The sequence below is a fragment of the uncultured Eubacterium sp. genome (genome assembly GCF_937958975.1).
Taxonomy (GTDB): domain Bacteria; phylum Bacillota; class Clostridia; order Lachnospirales; family Lachnospiraceae; genus Eubacterium_G.
The window spans coordinates 72,633-97,050 of the sequence record NZ_CALGRE010000045.1 but is presented as its reverse complement, the minus strand read 5'-3'; the positions used below and the strand labels follow the sequence as shown (position 1 = coordinate 97,050).

Genomic DNA, 24,418 nt, shown 5'->3' with positions numbered 1-24,418 from the left:
TATATTTCTTTAAATTACTTTAAGGGGGACGAGAAATTATGAAGAATGGGGTGAAAATATGAAAAAATATATGAAACCGACCACACAACTGTTAAGAAAACTAGGTGTGGACGGTTCTTATTCGGGCTTTAAATATACTGTATATGGTATTGACAAAACAATACAAAACCCAGAGCTTATTACTTATATCTGCAAGGGGCTTTATACAGAAATAGCCATAGAATATCAGGTTAATGTAAGTAACGTGGAACGAAATATCAGAACAATAATTGATACCATCTGGAAATCAGGAAATAGAAGATTACTCAATGAAGTTTGTGGTAGGGAACTGACTGAAAGACCAAAAAATGCATTTTTTATTGATGCAATTTCTCAATATATATTAAATTCTTGTGATGAATAACTAAAACTATTACATAAACAAATATAGAAAGACTTTAAACTCACTATCCCCTAAAGTCTTTGAATCCCCCTGCTTGCAAATGTAGGCAGGGGGATTCTATTTATTTTCTTTTTTCAGAAGAACCTTTCTCTTGCCTGGAGTTTTCATATCCCGCAGACTCAAAAAATACCTCGGCTAACTGATTCCATTCGTCTTCTGTCAGCTCCCTTTCCTCTTCATTTATATGATAAATATAATGCATGACCTGCCTCTTAGCGTTTTGTACATTTTATGCACTATAATAAACATTTTTATTAAAAATATAAATAATTTCATTACTTGATTTTTTATCATGTGTGTTTTAGAATATATTTATTAATATTAATATACTTATACTAATCCCATAAAATCAATATAATAAATCTACCAAGGGAACCGAAGGGGACACTGGCTGACTTCTGAATTTTAATGAAAGGAGTGATGCCAATGGTTACATATAATGAGCTTTTTACATTTATACTCATGCTCTGTGCTATTGTTACTCTTGTTTTACACTTTACAAACAAAAAGTAGCACCCTCCGTCTGGTAAACAAAGGTGCTACTTTGTAGTTCTTTACAAACCAGAAGCTAGCTAACACCTAGCTTTCGGTTCTCTTGTTAAATCTATTATATATAATTCTTTTATTAATTGCAATAATAAAAGGAAATACTGACTTATTATAAATTTTATTCATGATAATATAGTAAACTTACCCGGGGAACCGAAGGGGCGATTTGCTTAGCTGCCGGAAATACATATGAAGGGAGCTGATGCTTATGATTACATTTAGTGATTTATTTACTTTTGTAATAATGCTTTGCGCTGTTGTCACTCTTGTTTTAAACATGACACGCAAAAAGTAGTGCCCTCGTCTTGGTAGGATAAGGCACTACTTTGTAGTAATTAACACCACCGACAGTTAGGTCATATCTAGCTTTCGGTTCTCTTGTTAAATTTATTATATAAAATTTTCATTTATAATTCAAGGGCATTCTCCGCTTTTAAACACTCCTATATGTCTTTTTTACTTTTCCATTTCATAAAATACAGAAGGGAGGAATGCTATGTTAAAAGGTGCTGCATATATTCGTGTATCGACTGACAAACAGGATGAATATTCACCTGATGCACAAAAAAGATTAATCTATGAATATGCTCAAAAAAACAATATTCTAATATCCCCTGATGATGTTTATACAGAAATCGGTATTAGTGGAAAACAGGCGGAGAAACGCCCTCGCTTTCTGGATATGATTGCTAAATGTAAAGAAAAATCTCATCCTATTGATGTAATACTTGTCTGGAAATTCAGTCGTTTTGCAAGAAATCAGGAAGAATCTATTGTTTATAAACGAATACTAAAAAAGATTGACGTTGATGTTGTCAGTATTTCTGAGCCGATTCCTGAAGGTTTTATCGGTGAGCTTGTAGAACGTATTTTTGAATGGATGGATGAATACTATTCTATTAACCTTGCAGGCGAAGTTCGACGTGGCATGACACAAAAGGCAATGAGCGGAGGATATATGTCAAAACTGCCCTACGGTTACACAAGAGGAAAAAACGGCATACCTGAAATTAATGTCCAGCAGGCCTCTGTTGTAAAAACCATTTATAACAATTTTGCTTATGAAAACATGGGATTTTCTTCTATTGCCCGTTATCTGAACTCTGCTAATATCAAAACGGGCGCAGGAAACACATGGAGTGCAAAAACCTTGCGCTATCTGTTACAAAATCCATTTTATATCGGAAAAATACGCTGGAATTACCAACCCTCGAATGGTGCCGGAAGACATATTAATAACGACTTTATTCTCGTAAATGGAAAACATTCTCCCATTATTGAAAAACAGACATTTGAGATTTGCCAAAATAAAATCAAATTTTATACTAACCCTGGTACTGCCGGCAAAACATATACCGAAAAACGTAAACACTGGCTATCCGGTTTACTAAAATGTTCCTCATGTGGCGGTTCTATGGGATATGCCTCTAAAGGAAAAAATAAGACAGCATATTTTAGATGTACAAGATATGGCCGTGGTCAATGCAGCTGCAGCAACGGTATCATTGTTCCCAAAATCGAGCAGGCTGTTTATGAAGCCCTCCGCCCTGTTATTGCAACCGATTTGTACCACACAGTTTCTATCCATTCTCACATTACCGAATCGGAAACTATAGAAAATTCTATGCGTCTTATAAATGTGAAACAGGAACGTGTCCATCTTGCATACATTAATGGAATAGATTCATTAGAAGATTATCAATATAATAAAGAACTGTTAAACAGAGAACGTTTGAACCTTGTTAAAAAATTAGAAAACTTAAAGACAACGGAATATAAAACTTGCACAAAAAACAGTACAGAGTTCAATGCTGTCTCTGCTCTTTTGGCAGATAAAAGCATTCCCGAAAATATTAAGTCAGGAGCCATCAGGAGCATCTGTAACAGGATTGTGTATAACAAAGCTACTGAAACTTTAGACTTTTACTTTATCAATCCTAGTATATCTAATAATACATAGGTGGTCCATAGGTATATCCCCACTCATAAGTCATTACCAAAACACTATTTGCAATTTCACCGATTGCCCTATAATTTTTCCCTTCATACAATAATCCGGGCTGGTCCGCACTGGTCTTTGGCGCCAAATCGACTGAGACCGAAAATCCCTGCTGATTCATGCGTTCCGTAACCTGTGCAACAAACTGTACAAATGTCTCTCTATCTTCCGCCTTAATATACTCAAAATCAATATCGATTCCGAGAAATCTTTTCTCTGTCATAACCTGTATCAGATTATTTATCAGTGTATCCACTGCCTGTTGATTATTGATAACGGCAGAAATTAATTCATTGCTAAATCTCCCTGATGCATCTAAAGGGGTTAAAGTTAAAATAGGCTCCGCGTTAAAAGCATATGCCGCATCAATCATAAAGGTATCATCCAAGGGTGGGTAAATAATTTCACCCTCCCGGGTAAATCCATAAGAAAAGACTGCAAGTTCCGACATGGAAGGCAGACTTTGCTCCAGTACATACCTGCTGATAAACGGGTATGCAAACCCTCTTATTACCGCTGTCCTTCTATCCTCTCTCATTCCACCTGTATCTATCAGTAATGCCTGCCCGATTGCCAATCGATACGGATACACCAGTTGGTTATCATATATTATCGATTCAACACTCACTCCATACTGTAGAGCAATATCATCAACATTATCCCCCTGTTTTACTACATATATTTCCATACTCTATACCTATCTTTTCAAAAATTCAAAAACAATCTACAACTTTCGCTTTTTTATAAATATATGCATTAAGGAATTTTAGATAACCTTTTTACTTGAAGTATTTCCTATATATTAAAATCGGTCAGAAAAGTATTTTATGAAACGCTTTTCTGACCGATTATTACAGCTTTTTATTTAAAAAGATAATGATATAACTGTGTTAAATATCCCTGTACCGGAAATGTCATTGCAAATACCAGGGAAACGATTGTCATTAATTTTATTAAGATATTGATAGATGGTCCCGATGTATCTTTAAATGGGTCTCCCACCGTATCACCGACAACTGCCGCCTTGTGAGCTTCACTTCCCTTTCCACCTGCAAATCCACCTTCTATAAACTTTTTCGCATTATCCCATGCACCACCGGAATTTGCCATAAATATTGCCATCATAACACCGCAGACCAATGCTCCGCAAAGCATTCCTCCAAGTGCGGCTGCACCTAGTAAATATCCGACTAACAGCGGCGTTACCACAGCCATTACTCCCGGCAGAATCATCTCATGGAGAGCTGCCTGCGTTGATATTCCTACACAGGATTTATAATCCGGTTTTGAAGTTCCGGCAAGAATCCCTTTATCTGCCTTAAACTGACGTCGTACTTCCTCTATCATCTTATTTGCTGCCTTACCGACGGAACTCATTGTAAGAGCCGAAAACATAAATGGAAGCATTCCGCCTATCAGCAATCCAACTACAACAGTTGCCGAGAGAATATTAATACTTCCAAGCCCTGCGACTTCTGCATAAGAAACAAACAGTGATAATGCCGTAAGCGCCGCTGAGCCAATCGCAAACCCTTTTCCTATCGCCGCTGTTGTATTTCCAACGGCATCCAATTTATCAGTAATATCTCTTACACTCTCATCTAATCCTGACATTTCTGCAATACCACCCGCATTATCTGCAATTGGTCCATAAGCATCTACTGCAATAGTCATACCTGTAGTAGAAAGCATTCCAACTGCTGCAAGTGCAATACCATACATACCAAAGAAAGCATATGACACGAGAACTCCGGCAACAATAAATAAAATTGGAATCGCTGTAGATTTCATTCCGACAGAAAGTCCGCTAATTATGTTTGTAGCCGAACCGGTCTGCGAACTGTCAGCAATTTGTTTTACACTTTTATATTTTTCTGATGTATAAATTTCCGTAACTTTTCCAATGGCAGTTCCGACAACTAAACCTGCAAGAATTGCAAGAAATGCTTTAAAGTTTCCAAAAAATGTATAACTCAAAATAGCAGAAGCAATAATTTCTATTGCCGTCGCGCCATATTCTCCAAAGTTTAACGCTTTTTGCGGGTCTGAATCATTCTTTCCCCTTACAAAAAAGGTAGCCACAACAGATGCTAAGACACCGATAGCAGCAATTACAATAGGAAATACGATATGCTCTGTTCCAAACCTATCTTTTCCGGCCACAACAGATGCCACCGCTAAAGTTATTACAGAAACAATTGCGCCCACATAACTCTCGAATAAATCTGCGCCCATACCTGCTACATCACCAACGTTATCACCGACATTGTCAGCAATTACAGCCGGATTTCTTGGGTCATCTTCAGGGATACCTGCTTCTACTTTTCCCACCAGGTCAGCGCCCACATCTGCCGCCTTTGTATAAATACCACCACCAACTCTTGCAAAAAGTGCAATAGATGATGCTCCTAAACTAAATCCTGTCAGAATACTAACTGCCTCATTTGTAAATCCCGTAGTATGCATGACTATAATGAGAATTACACTCAGTCCTAAAATTCCAAAGCCAACAACACAAAGTCCCATAACTGCACCGCCGGAAAATGCAATAGATAATGCCTTATTCATTCCACTTTCTTTTGCAGCATTTGCAGTGCGGACATTTGCTTTTGTTGCTACATTCATTCCTACATATCCTGCCAAAGTGGATAGAACTGCACCCACAATAAAACATACCGCTGTGAGCCAGTCAATTCCAACTCCCAATATAATAAATAAAATAGCAACGAATATAATTAATATTTTATATTCTGAAAATAAAAAGGCTCTTGCACCTTCTGCAATGGCACTTGAAATTTCTTTCATTTTTTCATTTCCAGCATCACTCCTGCTAATCTGCATAGTCTTAATCAATGCAAATATAACTGCGATAACACCTGCAGCCGGAGCTAAATAAATCAGATTCTCCATAATAAATCCTCCTTTGCCAAACAATGTTTGTTAAAAATATAACAAACTTTTTTAATTATCCACTACCTTACCACTTTTATCCAAATAAATCAATATTTTTTTATCTAAGAAAAAGAGAGTTTTTTCACCATGTTTAGTGAAAATGATGTCTATAAATACTTTATATTTATTATGTTAATAAAATTACTAATTTATTAAAGTTGTTAAAAAATATATAAGTATGTTAAAGTATGAGAAAGTTATTGTATATTTTTTAAAGTATATGATATAATCAAAACGTATATCGTAAATTATTTACTTTACAAAATTAATAACGACTGAAAAATATGATAGAAAGGAGTGCTACTATGAGACATGAATTAGACCACATTGATGAGCAGATTATTAAGCTCCTCCATGAAAATGCCCGCATCCCCCTTAAAACAATTGCGAGCCAGGTTTTTCTATCCTCTCCGGCAGTTTCTGCCAGAATAGAGCGATTAGAACAAGTCGGAATTATAACAGGCTACACCGCCAAAATTAATCCCGCCGAATTAGGATATCACATCAAAGCATTTATTAACCTTGAAGTAAATCCTGACCAGAAAAAGGATTTTTATCCTTATATCAAAAGCTGTAACAATGTAGTTGAATGTAACTGCGTTACAGGAGATTATGCAATGCTTATCGAAGTTATGTTTAAAAGTACCGAAGAACTCGACCACTTTATCGGCGAACTTCAGACTTTTGGAAGTACCAAAACACAAATTGTTTTCTCTACTTCCGTTGAACATCGCGGTATCCCTATTGCCAATGAAGAATAATCAGATTTCAATTAATATTTACGGAGAGACAGTATGATATATAAAAATGAATTTAATTACATATTACAGTTATTAAAATGTGCTGTTTCAGATAGTATACCTCCCAATCCAACGAATAACCTTGATTGGGAGGTTATTTTTAAGATAGCAAAAAAGCACAAAATCTGCTCTACTATATATTTCGGCCTGCAAAAACTTCCTGCATCCACTCAGAATATGATTCCTCACTTTCATGATTATTTTCTAGCATATCAAAAGAATTTAATTTTAGATGCAAACCGTTCTTTTGAAATTGATAACTTAAAAAATGAATTTGAAAATAATAATATTGACTATGTTCTACTCAAAGGAAGCGTTACAAAATATCTTTATCCGGATACGTCTATGCGTGTGATGAGTGATACAGATATATTTTACCGTATTCATGCAGATAAAACAGAGTCCTTAATTTCTATCATGGAAAAGAATGGATATAAAATCTCTGCCAGAGAACCAAAAGAAGTTTCTTTTATTAAGCCACTGATAGCCACCTCACAATATATGAAAATTGAAATGCAGACGGACTTAATTGATGAAGGCTATGAAATCTGGCACACTTATTTGAGTGATATCTGGAATAGACTGATATTAAAAAAAGGACATGAATATATGATGTCTGATGAAGATTTTTATCTATATCATATCATCCATATGGCAAAACATTTTAAAAACGGTGGCATCGGACTTATTCACGTTTTAGATGTATTCATAATCCAAAATGCATATAAAAACTTTGACAGAAAATATATTGAAAAAGAACTAAAAAAGACCGGGTTACTTCAATTTGAACAAAATATAACACTCTTGGCAGATAATTGGTTTCATACCAAATCACCTAAATTAAACAATGACCAGAAAATAACATTACAATTGTTGGAATCCTATATTTTTTCAGGCGGAGCATTTGGAAGTAAGATACAACAGGAAACCAATCATATCGTAGAACGGGATGATACAAAAGTATCTCTTCTAAAAAAAATCTTTCCTACAAAAAATATAATGATTAATTATTATGGAAATATTTTAAATCGACATTCCTGGCTTCTTCCATTTTTCTGGATAAGATTGAATTTTAAAAGATTATTTTTCACCAGAAACGAAGCAAAACTAAATTATAAAGCCATGAATCAAATTACAGATACAAAAATAACAAAAACAAAAGATTTAATGAAACGTTGCGGATTTTAGATTTTCTTTTTATAATATTAATTATCAAAAACGCAGATAGATTTCTTTCTATCTGCGTTTTTATTATACTACTTCTCAGTTAGTTTTTCTCTCTTTTTTGAAAAACTATGAAATTTATTATTTTTTTATACACAGCACGGTAAATTCCAAATCCTATCACAGCCCCTAACGTATTTAGTATAACATCATCAATATCGCAACATCCAAATGCCGTGATATATTGAGTAATTTCAATACCTGCTGACAACAGACATGCTGAACAGACAGTTCTTATCAATAGACAATCTTGTTTCCTTGTCACAATGGGATACAGAAAACCATACGGCATAAACATAATAATATTACACGCAAGATTTTTTACAAACCAATCGGATAATTCATGAGCCTGTTCTATATAAGGAATAATAGTACCAAATGGTACAAATTGTGGCTTTAACCTGATTATCTCACCCCCACCAATCCATGCTTGTACACTCTCGCTTATCATTCCGGTTGGAAACTTTAAAATCAGTACCATAAACAATAGTATCATATAAATAACAAATAATATTATGACATATTTTCTAATTTTATTATAACTCATCTTTTTTATTCTGTCTCTCGGCTTCTAATGCCTTTTTCTGTTCCTCTGTGGTCTCCAGCGCAATATGTTTTGATACTTTTCGTGGTTTTGTCCTAAATTCTTTGTCTGATACTTCCCCATATTCACCATAGCCATATCCGCCATAACTACCATAGCCGTAACCGTAGCCGCCATAACGTTTTCCATAACCATAACCGCCATATTTTCCATAGCCATATGAAAGTTTAAGTCTGCCTACACTTCCATTTAAAATACAACCAATAATAGGTATCCTGGTATAGGAAAACTCCTGAATAGTATCTAAAATTTTATTTACTTTAGCTGTATCCTCTTTTACAACATAAATCACACCGTCACTATATTTTGCCAAAACAGCCGCATCTGAAATTCCGCTGCAGGGAGGTGCGTCAATAATAATATAATCTACAACATCTCTGCCCTCTTTAATAAAGTTTTCCATCGAGGAAGAATTTAAACAATCCACGGTATTCTTAGCCGGCTTATTCGGTGCTAACAAAATAACTCTTGTATCTTTAATATTTGCTATTGCCCTATTGCTCTTAACCTCCCTGTTAAGAAATTGTTCCATACTATAATCTTCTAAATCAGCTCTTATCAATTCCGAGTTAATTTTATTGCGAAGCTCCGGTTTTCTCAAATCTCCATCGATAAGCATTACTTTTTTCTGCAATTTGGATAATGAATACGATAAATTCATTGCAAATGTGCTTTTTCCCTCATTTTCCTGCGTACTGGTAATAAGAATCACTTTGCACTGATTCTTCTCTAATTCTCTCTCACAACGTGATGTAATTGTACGCATTGCCTCAAGGTATCTAAAACCAATCTTTTTATCTAATATAGAGCAGCTTGCATTTTTTTCTTTTCTGTTTACATTCACAACCGGTAATATTCCAAAACATGTAACGCTAAGATATTTCTCTATGTCTTCCTTAGACTTAATGGTTCTTACGAAAAATGCATATGCCACACTTGGCAACAATCCCAAAATAAAACCAATAAATCCATATTTTATAATAGCCTTAGTAGGTTCATACGCATTAATCGCCTCGTCGCTTCCCATAGGCTGCTCTAATATTGTAAGTTTAGTTTCTCCTAATACAAACTCCACAACCTCAGAATAGTTATTGATAATCGAATCTATTACTTTATTGTTTAATTCCGGGTTTTTTCCCAGTGCAATAATACTTAAAATATTTGTATTCGGAACTGCTGAAACAGTTATAATACTCGGTACATAATTTAGTCCCAAGTCTTTTTGAATAATTTCATAAAATACTTCATTGTTAATCAAATAATCAAAACTTACACTTAGTGTTGAAGCTAACTGTGTGTTATCTGTATAGGTTTCGTCCGGTCCATCATATTCCGGCGATGTAATGGAAAAAGTGACTTCTGACTGATACATTGCAACATAATCACTTTTGTATTTAAAATACCCCAACATCCCTGCTAAAATCATTAATACTATAGATATCCACCACAGTTTTGTAAAAGCTCCCATAAAACTTTCCATAATTTCGGCCAGACTTTTTGTCTGTGGTTCACTTGTATTCCCAATGCGGTTTAAATTATCACTCGTCATATATTTCTACCGCCCTTTCATTACTCTGTCCATACCCATAGGCATGTGCTTTAGCATCCACTCTAAATACTTTATAATCATTTAAAATACAACCTAATAACTTTGCATTCGAATCATTCACCAGATTAATACTATTCACAATATCTCTTTCATAAGAATAGTCCTGCCTAATTACGATGGATACAAAGTCGACCACATCACACAATGCCTCCGCATCAGATACTAATGCCATAGGTGGTGTATCAATAACAACATAATCTGCCATCTGGCTGCACTTATAAATCAAGTCTCTCATAGCCCCTGATTTCATCAATTCATGGGTGCTGGCATGTCCTTTTGTAGACATAATAATTCTCAATCCCATTTTTTCTTCTTTATATAGTACCTCGTCTAATCCACATTCGCCCTGCAAAAGTTTTATAAAATCTACAATCTCATCTTTTGGAATATCCAGCATTTTGGCAATAGCCGGCTTTCTCATGTCGGCATCAATCACAATCACTTTCTTTCCTTCTTTTGCAAAAGATAAAGCAATATTCAATGCCACGGTAGACTTTCCCTCATTTTCGCATACACTTGTAATCATATATACATTCTTTTCCGGATGTCTCTCATGTTCATACTCCATCTTAATTCTTATATTATGAATCGATTCGATAAATTTTGTTGAAATAATAGGGCTTGTAATCAACAACACTTTTACCCTCTGTACTATTTTAGCTCTTATTGTTCTGTTCTTATTTTCATGATAAATTGCTCCGAGCAGAGTTGTATCCAGTTGTTCTTCCACAGCACTTTCTGTTTTTATGGTTTTTCTCATTATGCTGATTACTGATAAAATAAGAGCTGTAATAAACGCCGCAAAAAATCCCATTTCCAATGACTTCTTCTGAGGTGTTAACCCATTATCCGGATGTTCTGAAACTACCGGCTCTCGCAGGGTATCAAAAACCGCATCAGAATTCAAATATTCCGATAGTTCGTTATAATTATTCATAATAGCATCTATAATCTTAAAAGATTTCACGGGATTTCCGGAGACAACCGTAATCTTCATTAAGTTTGTCTCTGTAATTAAATCAACAGTAATATTCGCATCATTAATATTTGTATGGAGCTCTTTTCTAATACGGGTGCGCATAATATCAGCATTCATAAGATTTTGAAATACCGTTATAACATTTTCCGCAAATCTTTTGTTCGTATAAACATACCCTGTACTCTGTCTTGGGGTAACCACATAAATGGCTGAACTGCTATATTGAGGCTCATAAGTATCTTTAATGTAGGTATAGGTTAACATAACACCAATGCAACCCACCATAACTACAATCCATAATCCACGCAGTAAATCTTTGCTGAGAGAATACAGGTCTATATTACGTATATTAAATATTTTTCTATTCGACATGCTTAATCCTCCACAATCACGACAAGATTTGTAGTTTCCTCAAAACCCTCCTCTTGGCTTACCGCATATTGTACCATATAACTGCCTGCTGCCTTTGTATTCACTGATGACTTTACAACTTTAACTAAATCTTTTGACAAACTCTTTCCTTTACTATCCCTGACCGACTTAATATAAGATTTCTCATCAAATTTATCCCCTTTTTCCAGATAAACAATGTTTTCCTTTAACTGAATTGTCGGACTTAGGTTATTCCCCTGTCTGATAGAAACAGTTGCCTTCATTTTAGAAGTTGCTCCAAGACTATTCGTAACCTGTGCGGTAATAACATAAGAGCCTGAAACTCTCGTAGAAGCGATACTGGACAAAATTTTAACTTTCTCGTTAATAACACCATCCACGTCATCTACCGCCCCTAAAACATCCGGTACATTTACATCAGAGCCTACATCAAAACATAAGGGCTGTGATAAAGTAAAACGCGGTTTTGAATAATCTTTATATTGAATCTGCCTTGTTTTTTTTACGACATTATTATCAGAATCTGCCACAGCATAAGTTATATTACTGATATGATTTTTCTTGTCGACAAATTTTGAAATTCCTTCAATAACAACTCTGTCTGTAATATCTCCATCCTCAACATCTTTGGCAATAACATCTTTGAGCAAAACATCTTCCTTATCCTTGACAGATACTTCTAATAAATCCTGTCCAAATTCAATTGTCGGTGCTGTATTATTGCTTGCTGTTTTTTCTCTATAATAATTGACCGAAAATACGATAGTAACAGCCAAAAATATGACAACAATTAATGATTTTATTATTCTCATTCTTCCTCCATACATAATAAGACATTATTGTTTATAATTCTCTCAAATAATATACAAGATGTCAACTGGTAGTTATATAAAAGAAAGTGCAGCCATACTGCACTTTTTCTCTTAATTCTTTTTACCTTCCCCAATGAGCATTATTAGAAATCACTTTTCCACTTGCTCCTCCGCCTATAAGAGACTTCTCCGGAAAGTCTTTTCTTATTACAGTCTGAGCTGTGACTAAAGAATCTTTTCCAATTGTTACTCCCTTTAAAACAGTTATATTAGAGGTGAGCCAGACATGGTCCTCTATAACAACCTCTTCCGGCTTTGCGACTTCTCCATTGGAATTATACACCTTGTGGAAATCACTATCATATACAATAATATTTCTCCCCAACATAACATCTTCCCCAAAAGTCATCTTTTTAGCGACAATAATTACACTTCCTCCATTTGCAGTAAAATAACCACTGGAAAAATGAGAATTAGGTTTCATTTCAAAAACTGTATTATAGAACAATCCGCAACCATTATTAGATTCCCACACTGCATTTGCCTCTATTCTAATATGAGTTTCTGCTTTAGAACCTTTTAACTTATTGATTCCAAATTCTATATTTCTACCCCTGACATAAATTTTTGCTGTCTTATCAATATTAATGATTGCATTTTTGTACGGTATTATCTTTCCATTTCCCTCTCTGATAATACTCTTGCAGAAATAATTGTAATAGATATACTTTTTCCAACTAATTTCATCCGGATTTATTATGAATTTTTTCATAATATGCAATGGTCTTTTTAATCTTTTCCACAAAATTCTTATCTTAGAAGGTTGTATGCATTTTCTTACACTTTCACTAAAACTATGTTTTTTAATTAATTTAAAAAATTTATCCTGTTTCTTTGTTCTAACGGGGTTTTTGAGCAATGCCGGATTTCCCGGTAAGACATCTTCCATATCCATTTTATTTATAGTAAATCTATCTTTAACTTCATCTAGCAATTTTTGTCCATTTTCACTATTAACAATTAATACGGATATTCCTTTAAACATATCCTCGTCTGATTTATTTTTAATACCCCAAAAGTCGCCTATCGATATATCAGAAGCAAAACGTGGCAGCTTTTTATACTGACAATGATAACAGGACTCTCTTGTATATAAATCATTCAATATAAAACCTTTTATCCAATAATCCTCATTTCTATCCTTTAAACTAACTTCTCCATTTTCAAACTCTACTCTGGTAGCCAGACTTTGCCAACCTTTTGTCTTATCCTTTAAATGTACATTTACGACTTTAGAATGGTGGTCTCTCTCTAATTCATCAATATATTCCTTAAATGCTTTTGGTGAGTTAATACTTCTGCATATAAAATCTAAATAATATATATTGTTATATTTTCCATTTAAAAAAATATTCAAAGCCGCATTCTGACAAGGTGTTCCGCAGAACAGTACCTTTTTTCCTTCATCTAATTCTTTTTTCACCTCGGAATATATCTGCTCTGTATCACTTTGAAAATATTTTGAACCTTTAATTTTTAAGAGTTCCTCTTCATTATGTGCAATCATATGGTGCGCAGACTTCCAGTCATCACCGTATGTACAACCTGCAACGACACCCCCATTCTCCATAAATTTAAAGGCAATCTCATAAAATGCCCCACCGGATGTACTGGATATCCTAATATCATCATCCTTACTCCATGCAGAATACACCTTAGGCTCATTTTTCCTATCAACTTTTTCTATATTCAATGAGGGACAATACTGTAAACATTTTTTACATTTTACGCATTTATTATAATCAACCTTAGGATACCAAAATCCCTCTTCATCACACTCATAATAAATTGCATTCACCGGACAGATATCTGCACACATCTTGCAGCCTGTACACTTTTCTTTACTAATTTTATCTATCATATGAACCACCTTATAACTTATTAAAATCACAATTTTCAGGGTCGTATCTCAATCTGCTGTTAATATTAATTTTGCTAATTCTTTCAACATCCGCTTGTGTCAATTCGAAATCAAAAACATCTTTGTTTTCTACATAATGTCTATAACTACTTGTGTTAATAATAGGAATATTTCCTAATTGGATATGCCATCGAATAATAATTTGCGTCATTGATTTGCCATAATTTCTTGCTATCTCAGGCAGTATGGTATTTTTTAATCTGTCATCCATTCTTGCCGTGGCTGTATATGCCATAACTTTAATATTATTTTCCTTGCAATATTGTCTAAGTTCATTCTGCGTAAATAAAGGATGACATTCAAACTGATTTATCATTGGCACAATTTCACATTCCCGTTTAATTTCCTCTAAATGATGAATATTACAATTACATACTCCTATTGCTTTTACTTTACCTTTTTTATATAAACTCTCCATTATTCTCCATGTGTCTATATATTTGTTTTCCACCGGCCAATGCAAAAGCAAAATATCAATTACAGTTCTATTAAGAGCATCCAGACTCTTATTAAATCCTAATTCTACACTATTATTAATTTGGTCCTTATTGCATATTTTAGTACACACGATACTTTTTTCATCAGCGCATTGTCCGATAATATTTTCACTCCCTCCATAAGCTCTAGAGGTATCAATTAACATTTGTTCATTTTCTTTTCTTAATATATTTTTTATACCAATATCTTTTTTATATTGATTTCTATCGTTTATATAATTTTTAACGTAATATTTTATTTGACTCTTTTTACTATCACTCCAATATCTATATCTGTCTACAATAGCAGAACCGTATGCTATTGATGGAATATCTAATCCATTTGATAATTTAACTGTATCCATTTCAGCCTCTCTTTCTCAATATCATTCCCTTAAAAATACTTTTTGCACGATTAAACTCACCTGTTCTAAAATAGACCAATACGATAATTGCGTTAGAAACAACAAAACAAACAATACCTTTTATTACGATTTGTGCAATTAGGTTACAATTAATATTAAGGCAAATAAAATATGAAACTACACAGATAATAAAAATCATAAAAAGTAATTTAACTATTTCTTTTAAATATTCCAAATATGACATTTGAAAAACCCTGTGAAATAAATTATATACCAGCCAAGGCATTGAGATTAAAATATAACTTAATATTGTTGATAATAATATACCATATATCCCCATACCAAATGCTTTTACAAATACAATATTCATAAACAAATTTGCCAGGGCTCCAATTAATGGTCGGAATCTATCCTCATGCCAAATTCCTGCTGCATCTTTATATGTTGCCCACACCATAGATATTTCACACACAAAGAAATAAACACAAAATAAAATTATTGTGTCATCCGGGAGCATATTCTCTTTATACTTAACCCACAGCTTCATAAATGGTTGATAAAGGCATAGAAAACATGGTATACAAACGGCCATAATCCATCCCACAATAAAAGACATTAACTTAAAATCATTATAGTTCTTCTCTCGCGATTCAGTCACAATGCTATTGCCTATTCCGGCTAAACATGAATTAAAAATAATAGTAATAAATCCCATAACAGACGACATAATATAGTAATAATTGTTATATACACCCAAAGTTGACAGACCTATAAAGGCGGATATAACAATAGAATCTACGGAACTAACAATAACACTTCCCAATTTTGCAGTAAATAAATCCTTGATTCTTCGATTAATAGCCTTAACTTCCTGCTTCGGCAATTTTCCTTGCGCTTTATATTGAGGATACATTTTATTGACAATGACAGCAGTACAAATATTTCCCAATGCTGTTGTCGCCAAACCTACTATTACATACAAATAATAGTTTTTCAAAAAAATTGCTCCAATTTGAAGAGCATATAACAATGTAGAATTTACAATTGTGACCTTGCTTGTCACATCCAATCTTTGGTGTGCTTGAAGTAAACTGTTTTTATATGCAAACAACCAGTAGGTCAGAACTGTCGTACCTAAATTCAAATAATAGAGTACAATTAAACTAATCCCATCCGGAACAGAACCTTTTACCAGCTGTGGCACTATCGGTGTAATTGCTACACCTACCACTAAAATTACTAATCCAATCACTCGGTAATACAGTTTGTACAAACGCATTAAAGCGCAGATTTTCTCCTCATCGTCCTCTGCAATCGGTTTATACATACTAAATACCATAGCTGCCCCAACACCAAGCTCTGTCAAATTTAAGACAGACAACACTGAGGTGAATAAGCTTCCTAAGCCTAGGTATTTTGTTCCCATAACATAAATCATTGCAGTTCTAACTACAAACGGGACCAACAATTGATAAATTTTCAAAACCACACCATATACTATGTTTCTGGTTGCATTTTTCGTTCTTTCAATTTTCATTTCCTGTGCCTCATCGTTTTAATTATATAGTCTTTCTAATGCTTTAATAGAATCTTTCATTCTATTTTTATATTCCGGCAAAACCTTTTTCAATGTACTTCTAATTTTTGCTTCGTTGTCATATATCCATTGAAACTCTTCCAATAGCTGGTTCTCACTTGTCATTTCTGACACAGGCACTACAAAATGCTCATAAGTTCCAAACAAATCCTTTGCGATTCCTTTAGCCTTGATTGAATATCCCGCCACTAATGTTGGAACCCCCGAAGAATATGCGGCTATTGTCGCATGCGTTCTGGCACCTATAAAAAACCTACAATTAGCAATATATCCTTTTAATTTCTCGCAATTATAATCTTCAATCTGTACTACTCTACCTGTATGTGCATATTTATCATAAATAGTTTTCAATGAAATCCTATCATCATTCCCTTCCCATACGACGTGAGGTATAAGCACAATATTCATGTCCGTTGCTTCCAAAATATACTCTATCATACTGCAATAATTTCTTAGAACTATACCACTTTTATTCTCATTCCCTATAACCATCGGACTTACGTTTATTCCCACAGTGTTTCCCTCAATAAATTTATCAGGTAATAATACTTTTTGTGTATCTAAGAAAAATGCCGAATCACATGTAAGAACTACATTATCTTTCAATCCATATTTTTCAAGATTGTCTTTTGACAATGTCTCTCTCACTGTGATTAAATCAAATTTTTTGATATCTTTTAATAATCTTTCATTTTTTAACGTATCTTCCTCTATAGAGCACCCCCATAAAACGGTTGGTACTCCTCTCCCTACAAAATACTTATGACTGGTTATTAACTCCTCTAATAACCAGTCCACATTGCTGTCTACATAACAATAATTATCTCCACCAATTGACATTGCCACACTATGATTCAATTTTCCTTTTAATTGCCAGCAGGAGGCTGGAAAAGGATTTGCCTGATTCTTCTTTAACCTGTATTTTATAGCATATTTAAAATATTCAACAGTATTCTTTTTATACTTTTTAGAACTATATATGTACTTACATTTTTCACTAGCTTTGTACTTATAATCCTCTTCGATTCTCTCTGTCATAAGTGTTATATCATACTCTTCTTTCAAACATTTTGCCGTACTTCTAACAAGTGCTTCACACCCATGATTACCACTTCCAGCATGTGCATATAAAATTAAATTTCTTTTCATTCTTTTTTCCTTTCAAAATAATGAGAGCTATATCTGAACAAAATACTTATTTCTTAACCTTGAAAGCAATAGGAACATATCTCAAAACAAATAATGTTGTTCTCTTAATTCTTCTGCTTTTTTTCATCTTATCATAATACTCTATAAATTTATCTCTTACCCAAATAAAATCTGCATCTTTATCGGTACCTTTAATAATCTTTATGTAATTCATAAACAAAATCCATAAAAACTCATTCCATACCTCCGTTTCTATCTCAGGACATTTATCTGTCATAAATAATGCCATTTCCTCTTTTGCTCTGATTAAGTCCTTTATCTTTTTTGCACTCATGGCTTCCTGATTCATAAAGCTAAATTCATTTTGATAATAAAAATAATGTAACTCCTCAAGGTTTACTACTTTATTGGCACTGTAAAAAAGCTTGTACATGGTAGCTTCATCCTCAAATCTCCGCTCTAAAGGAAAACGTATCTCTTTCATTAATTCTTTTCTTATTAGTTTGTTCCACGGAACAACACACAATTCGAGATTATGAAAATAAAATTTTAATATTTTTTCTTTTGATTCAATAAGTTTTTCATGATATATATTTTTTGAAATACTATTATTTTCATAAAGGATTTGATATCCGCACTGAACCATATCTGCATTCTCTTTTTTTTGCTCAGAATATAGAGTCTCTATCATATTATCACTTATGTAATCATCACTATCAATAAAAATAATATACTCACCCTTAGCAATCCCTACTCCATAGTTCCTGCAATATGACACTCCTTTATTCTCCTGATTCACCAGAACAATTCTACTATCATTCTTTCTATACTGCTCGCATATCACTAAAGAATCATCTTTAGAACCATCATTTATTAATATTATTTCTAAATTTTTATACGATTGTTTTATAATCGATTCCATGCACCTCGACAAATATTTTTGTGCATTATAAATAGGTATTATAACACTGATTAAACTATCCATTTTTTCACCTACTAAAATGATTTCGTTAAATTAACTCAACTGAAATTTCTCATTATTATATTCTATAAATTTATTATCTATAAAACGCATCCATGATATGTAACGACTTTCTTTCATTTTCAGGCGGTAACTGCATATAATCACCATAAATATTTTTTAATACCTTATCATATTCCAGTGGAACGTTATATTCACAACCTTCAAAGAAAGCTGTTGTTGTTTTATCAAAATACGAACGCTCAAATATTTTTATATCATTATCACGATAACAAGGCATACCAACCAATTCAGACTCATCATAGGAACATTTCTTACATGCCCGAATGAAACTTCTAAATAGATTTTTTTTACCTATTATTTTTAAAATAGTACCTTTAATACCATTGTTTTTAAAGTTAACCGTATAGAGCTGCCATACCCTCCAACACTTAACATTTAAACTCTTTATTGTATCTAATGCTGATTTATAATCATTTCCTAATCCATCTAACGGAAATATATCGACATATACACCAAGATTTCTGATATCTGTATTCTCATATTCCTTTACATATGTTTCTGTATCAACTACCTTGGCGAAAGGATAATTGTACTCTTTATCATTTAACGCTGTTAATACTCTGTACTTTCCCTTATATTTTTGCATAATTTCAACAAATCTATCATAATCCGGTCGCGGCATCCATAAATCAATATCATCATCCCAAGGAATAAAACCTTTATGTCGTATTGCTCCAATCAAAGTTCCATATGCCAGATAATATCTAAGATTGTTTTCATTACATATTTTAACCATTTCATTCAAAACATCGATTAATATTTTTCTACAATCTTCCTGTTCAATCTTCTTCATCATAATCTCTCCTTTATTTTTCATCGAGAATTGTTTCCCATTTTTTAATACTTTTTTTTATATCAAAAAATTCTTTTCTTTTGCACGCCATGCTCTTCAAATCAGCTAGTTTTTCTTTATTTTCTAAAATATCTGCTATTCCATCTCTTAATGCACTTACATTATTGTCAACAAGCAATCCATATTTACCGTTTTCAAGCAATTCTATCGGTCCTGTACATCTGGTTGATATCACAGGCGTTTCAAGGATTAAACTTTCAGCTACCGTAAGACTAAATGATTCATGTCTGGAAGAACATACATACAAATCAGCATTTTTAAGCAGTGGATATGGATTATCGACATGTCCTAAGAGATGGATATTATCTGCGACATCTAAATCTTTCATTAAATTTTGCAAAAGTTTTCTGTCCTCCCCCTCGCCAACAATATAGAGATGTATTTTACTATTCTCCTTTATAATTGACTGAATTGCATTTATTAAATTGTCAAATCCCTTTTGCCATGTCAATCTTCCTATACTAATAATATTAAAATTCTCTGTTTGAAACTTTATATCGATATTTTCCTTAGATTGCCTTATTATGTTATCCGCAGGAACTATGTTATAACATACCTTTGTTTTTTCTTCATACCCAAATTTCTCATTAAACTTTATGGCACAATCATTAGATACACACACAAACTCATCAATTCCCTCAAAATATTCTTCTCCTTCTTCCCTTGAAAGATTTGACACATAATTTCGGTCCAGTGAGACATCCATGTGTATCCATGAGATTTTTTTTGCCTTTTTTGATTTTGCTACTATTTGTGTAGGATAACCATATCCACAAGCTATTTCCACATCCTGTTTATCACCAATAAACAGTTTATGATTTATTGCTATTGGAATTTTATTATATATTTTTCTTGCCCACCAATATAACCGAAATGCCTTTTTGGGGGAAACATGTATAATTTCTTTACATTTAATATTCCTATGAAGTTGCTTGTGATATTTTCCTCCTGGTGCTAACTGTACAACTGTTATCTCATACTTTTCTTTTGATAAATTATTTACCAAATCTAACGTTGCTTTTTCTGTTCCACCACTGTCCATTGAATCACAATAAAAAGTGATTTTTTTCCTCATCATCTATTTCCTTTATTTAAATTATTTTTCATCAATACTATGATATCATTTCTATAAATCTGTTGTAATATTCAGCATATGAATACTCTTTATGTCTTTTAATCTTATCTTTCGCCTTTGCTCCCAACTTTCGACACTTTTCTTTATCAGTCAACAATCCTTCGATTGCATTTTCCAACTCGCAGACAATATTACTTCTTTTTACAATAATTGCACAATCATCATCAAAAATCTCTACAAGTCCTCCTGAATCCGTACTGATAATAGGTAATCCCACAGCCATACCCTCAATTGCTACCAATCCAAAAGGTTCTTCCCACATAGACGGAATCACATGAATATCCGCTATAGAATAATATTTATATATCTGTTCATACGGCACAAAACCTGTCGTTACAATCTTGTCCGGATACTTTGCTATAAAATCTCTTATTCTGTCTGTATATGAATCGCTGGTCGTTTTTCCATAAGACACTGAACCTACAATCAACAGTTTAACTGTATCATATCTTTTACATATATTTTCAAATGCACAAAGCAGCTGCACAACTCCTTTATCTTCACACAATCTCCCTGTATAAATAATTAAACTTTCCTCTTTCTTTATTCCTAATTCACTTCTAATACTTTCCCGTTCTTCATCTGCAATCTGTTTTGAAAACAATTCCAAATCTGTAGCATTACATAATACCTGAATTTTATTGCTGTCGACTCCCTGTATGGTTTCAACTCTGGATTTCATATAATTGCTTATTGCTAATACGCCACCACAATGATTTATCGCATCCCTGAATTTCTTTTGATAATTTTCATTCCAACTGTCATTCACCCAGTCATTATGCAAATGTAAAAATACTTTCTCGCCAAATTCTTTTACAAAATATGGAAACTGCCACGGCGTGTTTTCAATTACAATTTTATCAAAATTTTCCCGCTTAATTAATTTCATGACTTTGCTAAAAGAATATGGTGTTTCTCTGGGAAAGTCTTTCGTTATTCTGCATCTTGCCCTGTCATACACCGTCCTATTCTGCAAAGGTAATTGTACAAACTCTGTCTTAAGATATTCTTCGCCTTTTTTCCTCGCCTCATCATTCTTTATGCAATAGACTACTATCTCATTTTCGGTATTTTCATTTTCATTTAGCAATGCTGTAGTTAATGTTTCAACACCACCGCCTCGTACATTCGGCATAGGCAGACCGCCTTTTGTTATAATAGCAATTCTCATTCTTTAAAACTCTTTCTATCTATGTTTGTGCTTATTTTTATTGATGTATTTCTAACTTTTCACAAAAATACTTATAATAATTTTTTGAATCAAATTCTGAAATGGAGTTCACTCGGGATATGGCATTTCTTTTCATTTTTTCAACAATAATTGGCTCTAAATATATCTTTTCCATTGCCTCATACAAATTTTGTATCAAATCATTTTCTTTTTCTACTACAAATGCACATGTATCGTCGATAACTTCAGTAAGACCACCTGAATCCGTAACAATCAGTGCAAGACCTGCTGCCATTCCCTCCAGGGCAACAACTCCAAAAGGTTCTTCCCATATTGAAGGAACAACTAAGCAATCTGCCATTTTATAATAAAAAGGCATCTTTTCCGGCTTTACAAAGCCTGTAAACACAATCCTGTCTTTTATCTCTCTGCTCTGTTCTTCCACTTCCAGAGAATACGAATCATTTCCTTCTCCTTCATCAAACCATGATTTACCTACAACCAATAATTTAACATTCTCATATTTAAGTCTCTTAAAAGCTTTAATCAATTCTAAAACGCCTTTATATATGTCAATTCTTCCACTAAACATAAACACAAAATCACTATCAGCAATTCCATATTCTTCTTTCATTCGGCATATATATTGGTCATCACAAATATCTCTATATTCTTCTAATTTAACGCAATTATATAAAACATCTATATTCCCATTGCCCGTCAATTTTACAAATTCATTTTTAGAAAAATTACTCACAGCCAAAATTTTTTTTGCTGTTCTTCCAATGAGCTTTGCAATAATAACATGATTTTCGTCATTCACATTAATATCATTATGTAATACATATACAAGATTATCCTTATTTTCGGTTAGTTCATATATATCCCGATATGCCATCAGATTGTTATGCACCACCACGAAATCATATTCCTTATTTCGAAGCTGTTTGATAACTTCTCTTCCATATGATGTTCTCCACTTTTTTCTCTTTGTTATTTGATACAGCTTATTTGTTATACCATTTATAACCTGAGTGTATCTGCTAATTTTTACTTTTATAATATTTGTATTTTTATATGAATAATTATCTAAAGCAATGTTATCATTGGAATATACATCAATTGTATTTTCTTCCCCTTTTTCATTCCCTTCTATCAATCTTTGTATCAATATCTCTACTGCTCCTCCGTTAACGGCCGGAACCGGGAGATATCCCGGAGTTATCATTGCTATCTTCATTTCTATCCCTTTCGTCTACTTATTGCTTCACTTCAGAATAAATTGCCAATAATCTATTCAAATTAAAACAATATAACCACTTAAATATTTTGTAATTTAAATTAATACATTCAGCCTTCTTTATATATTTGAAATAATCAGTATGATGTAATTCTTTTATAATCTGTCTTAATTTGTCTCCTTTATAAATTTGACACAATCGCAAAAAATAATATAACAACTTTTTCCCTATTACTGTCCTATATTTATCTTCCATATTTCTTATGGAATAATTCCTTTCATATTCTTTAAATATCATTAGTAAAGTATCTTTCTGCTTGTCCAATTCAATTTTACTGTTGACCAGGGAACCTTCAACCATATAATGTTTATATAAACATTCCTCTATTACTGTCACTTTATTTATATGCTGCAAATATATCATATTAAACAATGCATCTTCTGACACAGAAATTGTCTCATCAAACCTAATATTATTGTCGTCTAAAATTTGTCTTACATAAAGTTTATTCCATGGGTAATTAACCATATCTTCTGTCTCTCGATTTGATACCATAATATTTAAATACTCTTCCACGGATAAACTTTGATTACTTACACGCTTGTTATTTTCTTCCTTACTATATATCTCCTTATAACCGCAAACAACCAACTCGCTTTTATCTTTATTGATTTCATACAACATTGTTTCCACATATGCTGTTTCATACGCATCATCACTGTCCAGAAAACAAATATACTTTCCCGTAGCCTTAGAAATTCCTGTATTTCTTGCCGCACTTACCCCTTTACCATTCGCCTGATATACTTTTATTCTATTGTCTTCTTTTTCATATTGTTTACATCTATTCAAACTGTTATCTGTAGAATAATCATCTATGATTATAATTTCTATATTTTCATATTTCTGACAAACAACACTCTGAATGCATTGATTAATATATTTATCTGCATTATACACAGGAATAACTATACTCACTTTATCCATTTTTGTGTTAACCTCTTTTTGATATTGCGTCTATACCTGATTTCTTCTGTATTCA

21 protein-coding genes are annotated in these 24,418 nt (G+C 33.1%); 4 read left to right on the top strand and 17 right to left on the bottom strand.

The features are described 5' to 3' along the window. Positions 1-58 precede the first annotated feature (58 nt). On the top strand, positions 59-403 hold the full coding sequence (locus Q5O86_RS08275; RefSeq protein WP_302626673.1) for a sporulation initiation factor Spo0A C-terminal domain-containing protein: 345 nt from the start codon (positions 59-61) through the stop codon (positions 401-403). Between the two features lie 100 nt (positions 404-503). On the opposite strand, the gene Q5O86_RS08270 is transcribed toward Q5O86_RS08275, so the two are convergent. Then, complete coding sequence (locus Q5O86_RS08270) at positions 504-644, bottom strand: hypothetical protein (protein ID WP_302626672.1); 141 nt, start codon at positions 642-644, stop codon at positions 504-506. Between the two features lie 843 nt (positions 645-1,487). Here Q5O86_RS08270 and Q5O86_RS08265 point away from each other — a divergent pair. Beyond that, positions 1,488-2,951 carry a recombinase family protein gene (locus Q5O86_RS08265; RefSeq protein ID WP_302626671.1) on the top strand — a complete coding sequence of 488 codons (1,464 nt, stop codon included), beginning with the start codon at positions 1,488-1,490 and terminating at the stop codon, positions 2,949-2,951. Here Q5O86_RS08265 and Q5O86_RS08260 read toward each other — a convergent pair. Beyond that, the gene (locus tag Q5O86_RS08260) at positions 2,938-3,678 is read right to left on the bottom strand and encodes a glycosyl hydrolase family 18 protein (RefSeq protein WP_302626670.1); all 741 of its coding nucleotides are present in this window, start codon (positions 3,676-3,678) and stop codon (positions 2,938-2,940) included. The two genes, Q5O86_RS08265 and Q5O86_RS08260, sit on opposite strands and share 14 nt — an antisense overlap. 173 nt (positions 3,679-3,851) lie before the next feature. After that, positions 3,852-5,900, bottom strand: coding sequence for a sodium-translocating pyrophosphatase (locus Q5O86_RS08255; RefSeq protein ID WP_302626669.1), 2,049 nt, complete (start codon positions 5,898-5,900; stop codon positions 3,852-3,854). Positions 5,901-6,247: 347 nt separating this feature from the next. On the opposite strand from Q5O86_RS08255, the gene Q5O86_RS08250 reads away from it, so the two are divergent. After that, positions 6,248-6,703, top strand: a complete 456-nt coding sequence (locus Q5O86_RS08250; protein ID WP_302626668.1) for an Lrp/AsnC family transcriptional regulator — start codon at positions 6,248-6,250, stop codon at positions 6,701-6,703. A gap of 33 nt (positions 6,704-6,736) precedes the next feature. Continuing rightward, positions 6,737-7,930, top strand: coding sequence for a nucleotidyltransferase family protein (locus Q5O86_RS08245; RefSeq protein ID WP_302626667.1), 1,194 nt, complete (start codon positions 6,737-6,739; stop codon positions 7,928-7,930). A 79-nt stretch (positions 7,931-8,009) separates the two neighbouring features. Here Q5O86_RS08245 and Q5O86_RS08240 read toward each other — a convergent pair whose 3' ends face one another. The 14 genes from Q5O86_RS08240 to Q5O86_RS08175 form a co-directional block, all read right to left on the bottom strand. Further along, positions 8,010-8,513 (bottom strand): VanZ family protein, encoded by a 504-nt coding sequence (locus Q5O86_RS08240; RefSeq protein WP_302626666.1) that lies wholly within the window; start codon positions 8,511-8,513, stop codon positions 8,010-8,012. Beyond that, positions 8,503-10,119 (bottom strand): polysaccharide biosynthesis tyrosine autokinase, encoded by a 1,617-nt coding sequence (locus Q5O86_RS08235; RefSeq protein ID WP_302626665.1) that lies wholly within the window; start codon positions 10,117-10,119, stop codon positions 8,503-8,505. The genes Q5O86_RS08240 and Q5O86_RS08235 overlap by 11 nt, the downstream gene beginning before the upstream one ends. Then, entirely contained in the window at positions 10,109-11,530 is a 1,422-nt protein-coding gene (locus Q5O86_RS08230) for a polysaccharide biosynthesis tyrosine autokinase (RefSeq protein WP_302626664.1), read from the bottom strand. Before Q5O86_RS08230 ends, Q5O86_RS08235 begins: the two co-directional genes overlap by 11 nt. 2 nt (positions 11,531-11,532) lie before the next feature. Further along, positions 11,533-12,363, bottom strand: coding sequence for an immunoglobulin-like domain-containing protein (locus Q5O86_RS08225; protein ID WP_302626663.1), 831 nt, complete (start codon positions 12,361-12,363; stop codon positions 11,533-11,535). Between the two features lie 121 nt (positions 12,364-12,484). Beyond that, the gene (locus Q5O86_RS08220) at positions 12,485-14,284 is read right to left on the bottom strand and encodes a Coenzyme F420 hydrogenase/dehydrogenase, beta subunit C-terminal domain (RefSeq protein WP_302626662.1); all 1,800 of its coding nucleotides are present in this window, start codon (positions 14,282-14,284) and stop codon (positions 12,485-12,487) included. Between the two features lie 10 nt (positions 14,285-14,294). After that, positions 14,295-15,185, bottom strand: a complete 891-nt coding sequence (locus Q5O86_RS08215; RefSeq protein WP_302626661.1) for an aldo/keto reductase — start codon at positions 15,183-15,185, stop codon at positions 14,295-14,297. A 1-nt stretch (position 15,186) separates the two neighbouring features. Beyond that, positions 15,187-16,722 (bottom strand): lipopolysaccharide biosynthesis protein, encoded by a 1,536-nt coding sequence (locus tag Q5O86_RS08210; protein ID WP_302626660.1) that lies wholly within the window; start codon positions 16,720-16,722, stop codon positions 15,187-15,189. Positions 16,723-16,740: 18 nt separating this feature from the next. Further along, entirely contained in the window at positions 16,741-17,931 is a 1,191-nt protein-coding gene (locus Q5O86_RS08205) for a polysaccharide pyruvyl transferase family protein (RefSeq protein ID WP_302626659.1), read from the bottom strand. A gap of 46 nt (positions 17,932-17,977) precedes the next feature. Continuing rightward, positions 17,978-18,916, bottom strand: coding sequence for a glycosyltransferase family A protein (locus Q5O86_RS08200; RefSeq protein WP_302626658.1), 939 nt, complete (start codon positions 18,914-18,916; stop codon positions 17,978-17,980). 73 nt (positions 18,917-18,989) lie between these two features. Continuing rightward, complete coding sequence (locus Q5O86_RS08195; RefSeq protein ID WP_302626657.1) at positions 18,990-19,772, bottom strand: phosphorylcholine transferase LicD; 783 nt, start codon at positions 19,770-19,772, stop codon at positions 18,990-18,992. Positions 19,773-19,782: 10 nt separating this feature from the next. Further along, a complete protein-coding gene (locus Q5O86_RS08190) occupies positions 19,783-20,907 on the bottom strand; it encodes a glycosyltransferase (RefSeq protein WP_302626656.1) in 1,125 nt (374 codons plus the stop codon). A gap of 34 nt (positions 20,908-20,941) precedes the next feature. Further along, on the bottom strand, positions 20,942-22,135 hold the full coding sequence (locus tag Q5O86_RS08185) for a glycosyltransferase family 4 protein (RefSeq protein ID WP_302626655.1): 1,194 nt from the start codon (positions 22,133-22,135) through the stop codon (positions 20,942-20,944). Between the two features lie 37 nt (positions 22,136-22,172). Continuing rightward, positions 22,173-23,375, bottom strand: coding sequence for a glycosyltransferase family 4 protein (locus tag Q5O86_RS08180; RefSeq protein ID WP_302626654.1), 1,203 nt, complete (start codon positions 23,373-23,375; stop codon positions 22,173-22,175). Positions 23,376-23,394: 19 nt separating this feature from the next. Continuing rightward, entirely contained in the window at positions 23,395-24,363 is a 969-nt protein-coding gene (locus Q5O86_RS08175; RefSeq protein ID WP_302626653.1) for a glycosyltransferase, read from the bottom strand. Positions 24,364-24,418: the final 55 nt, after the last annotated feature.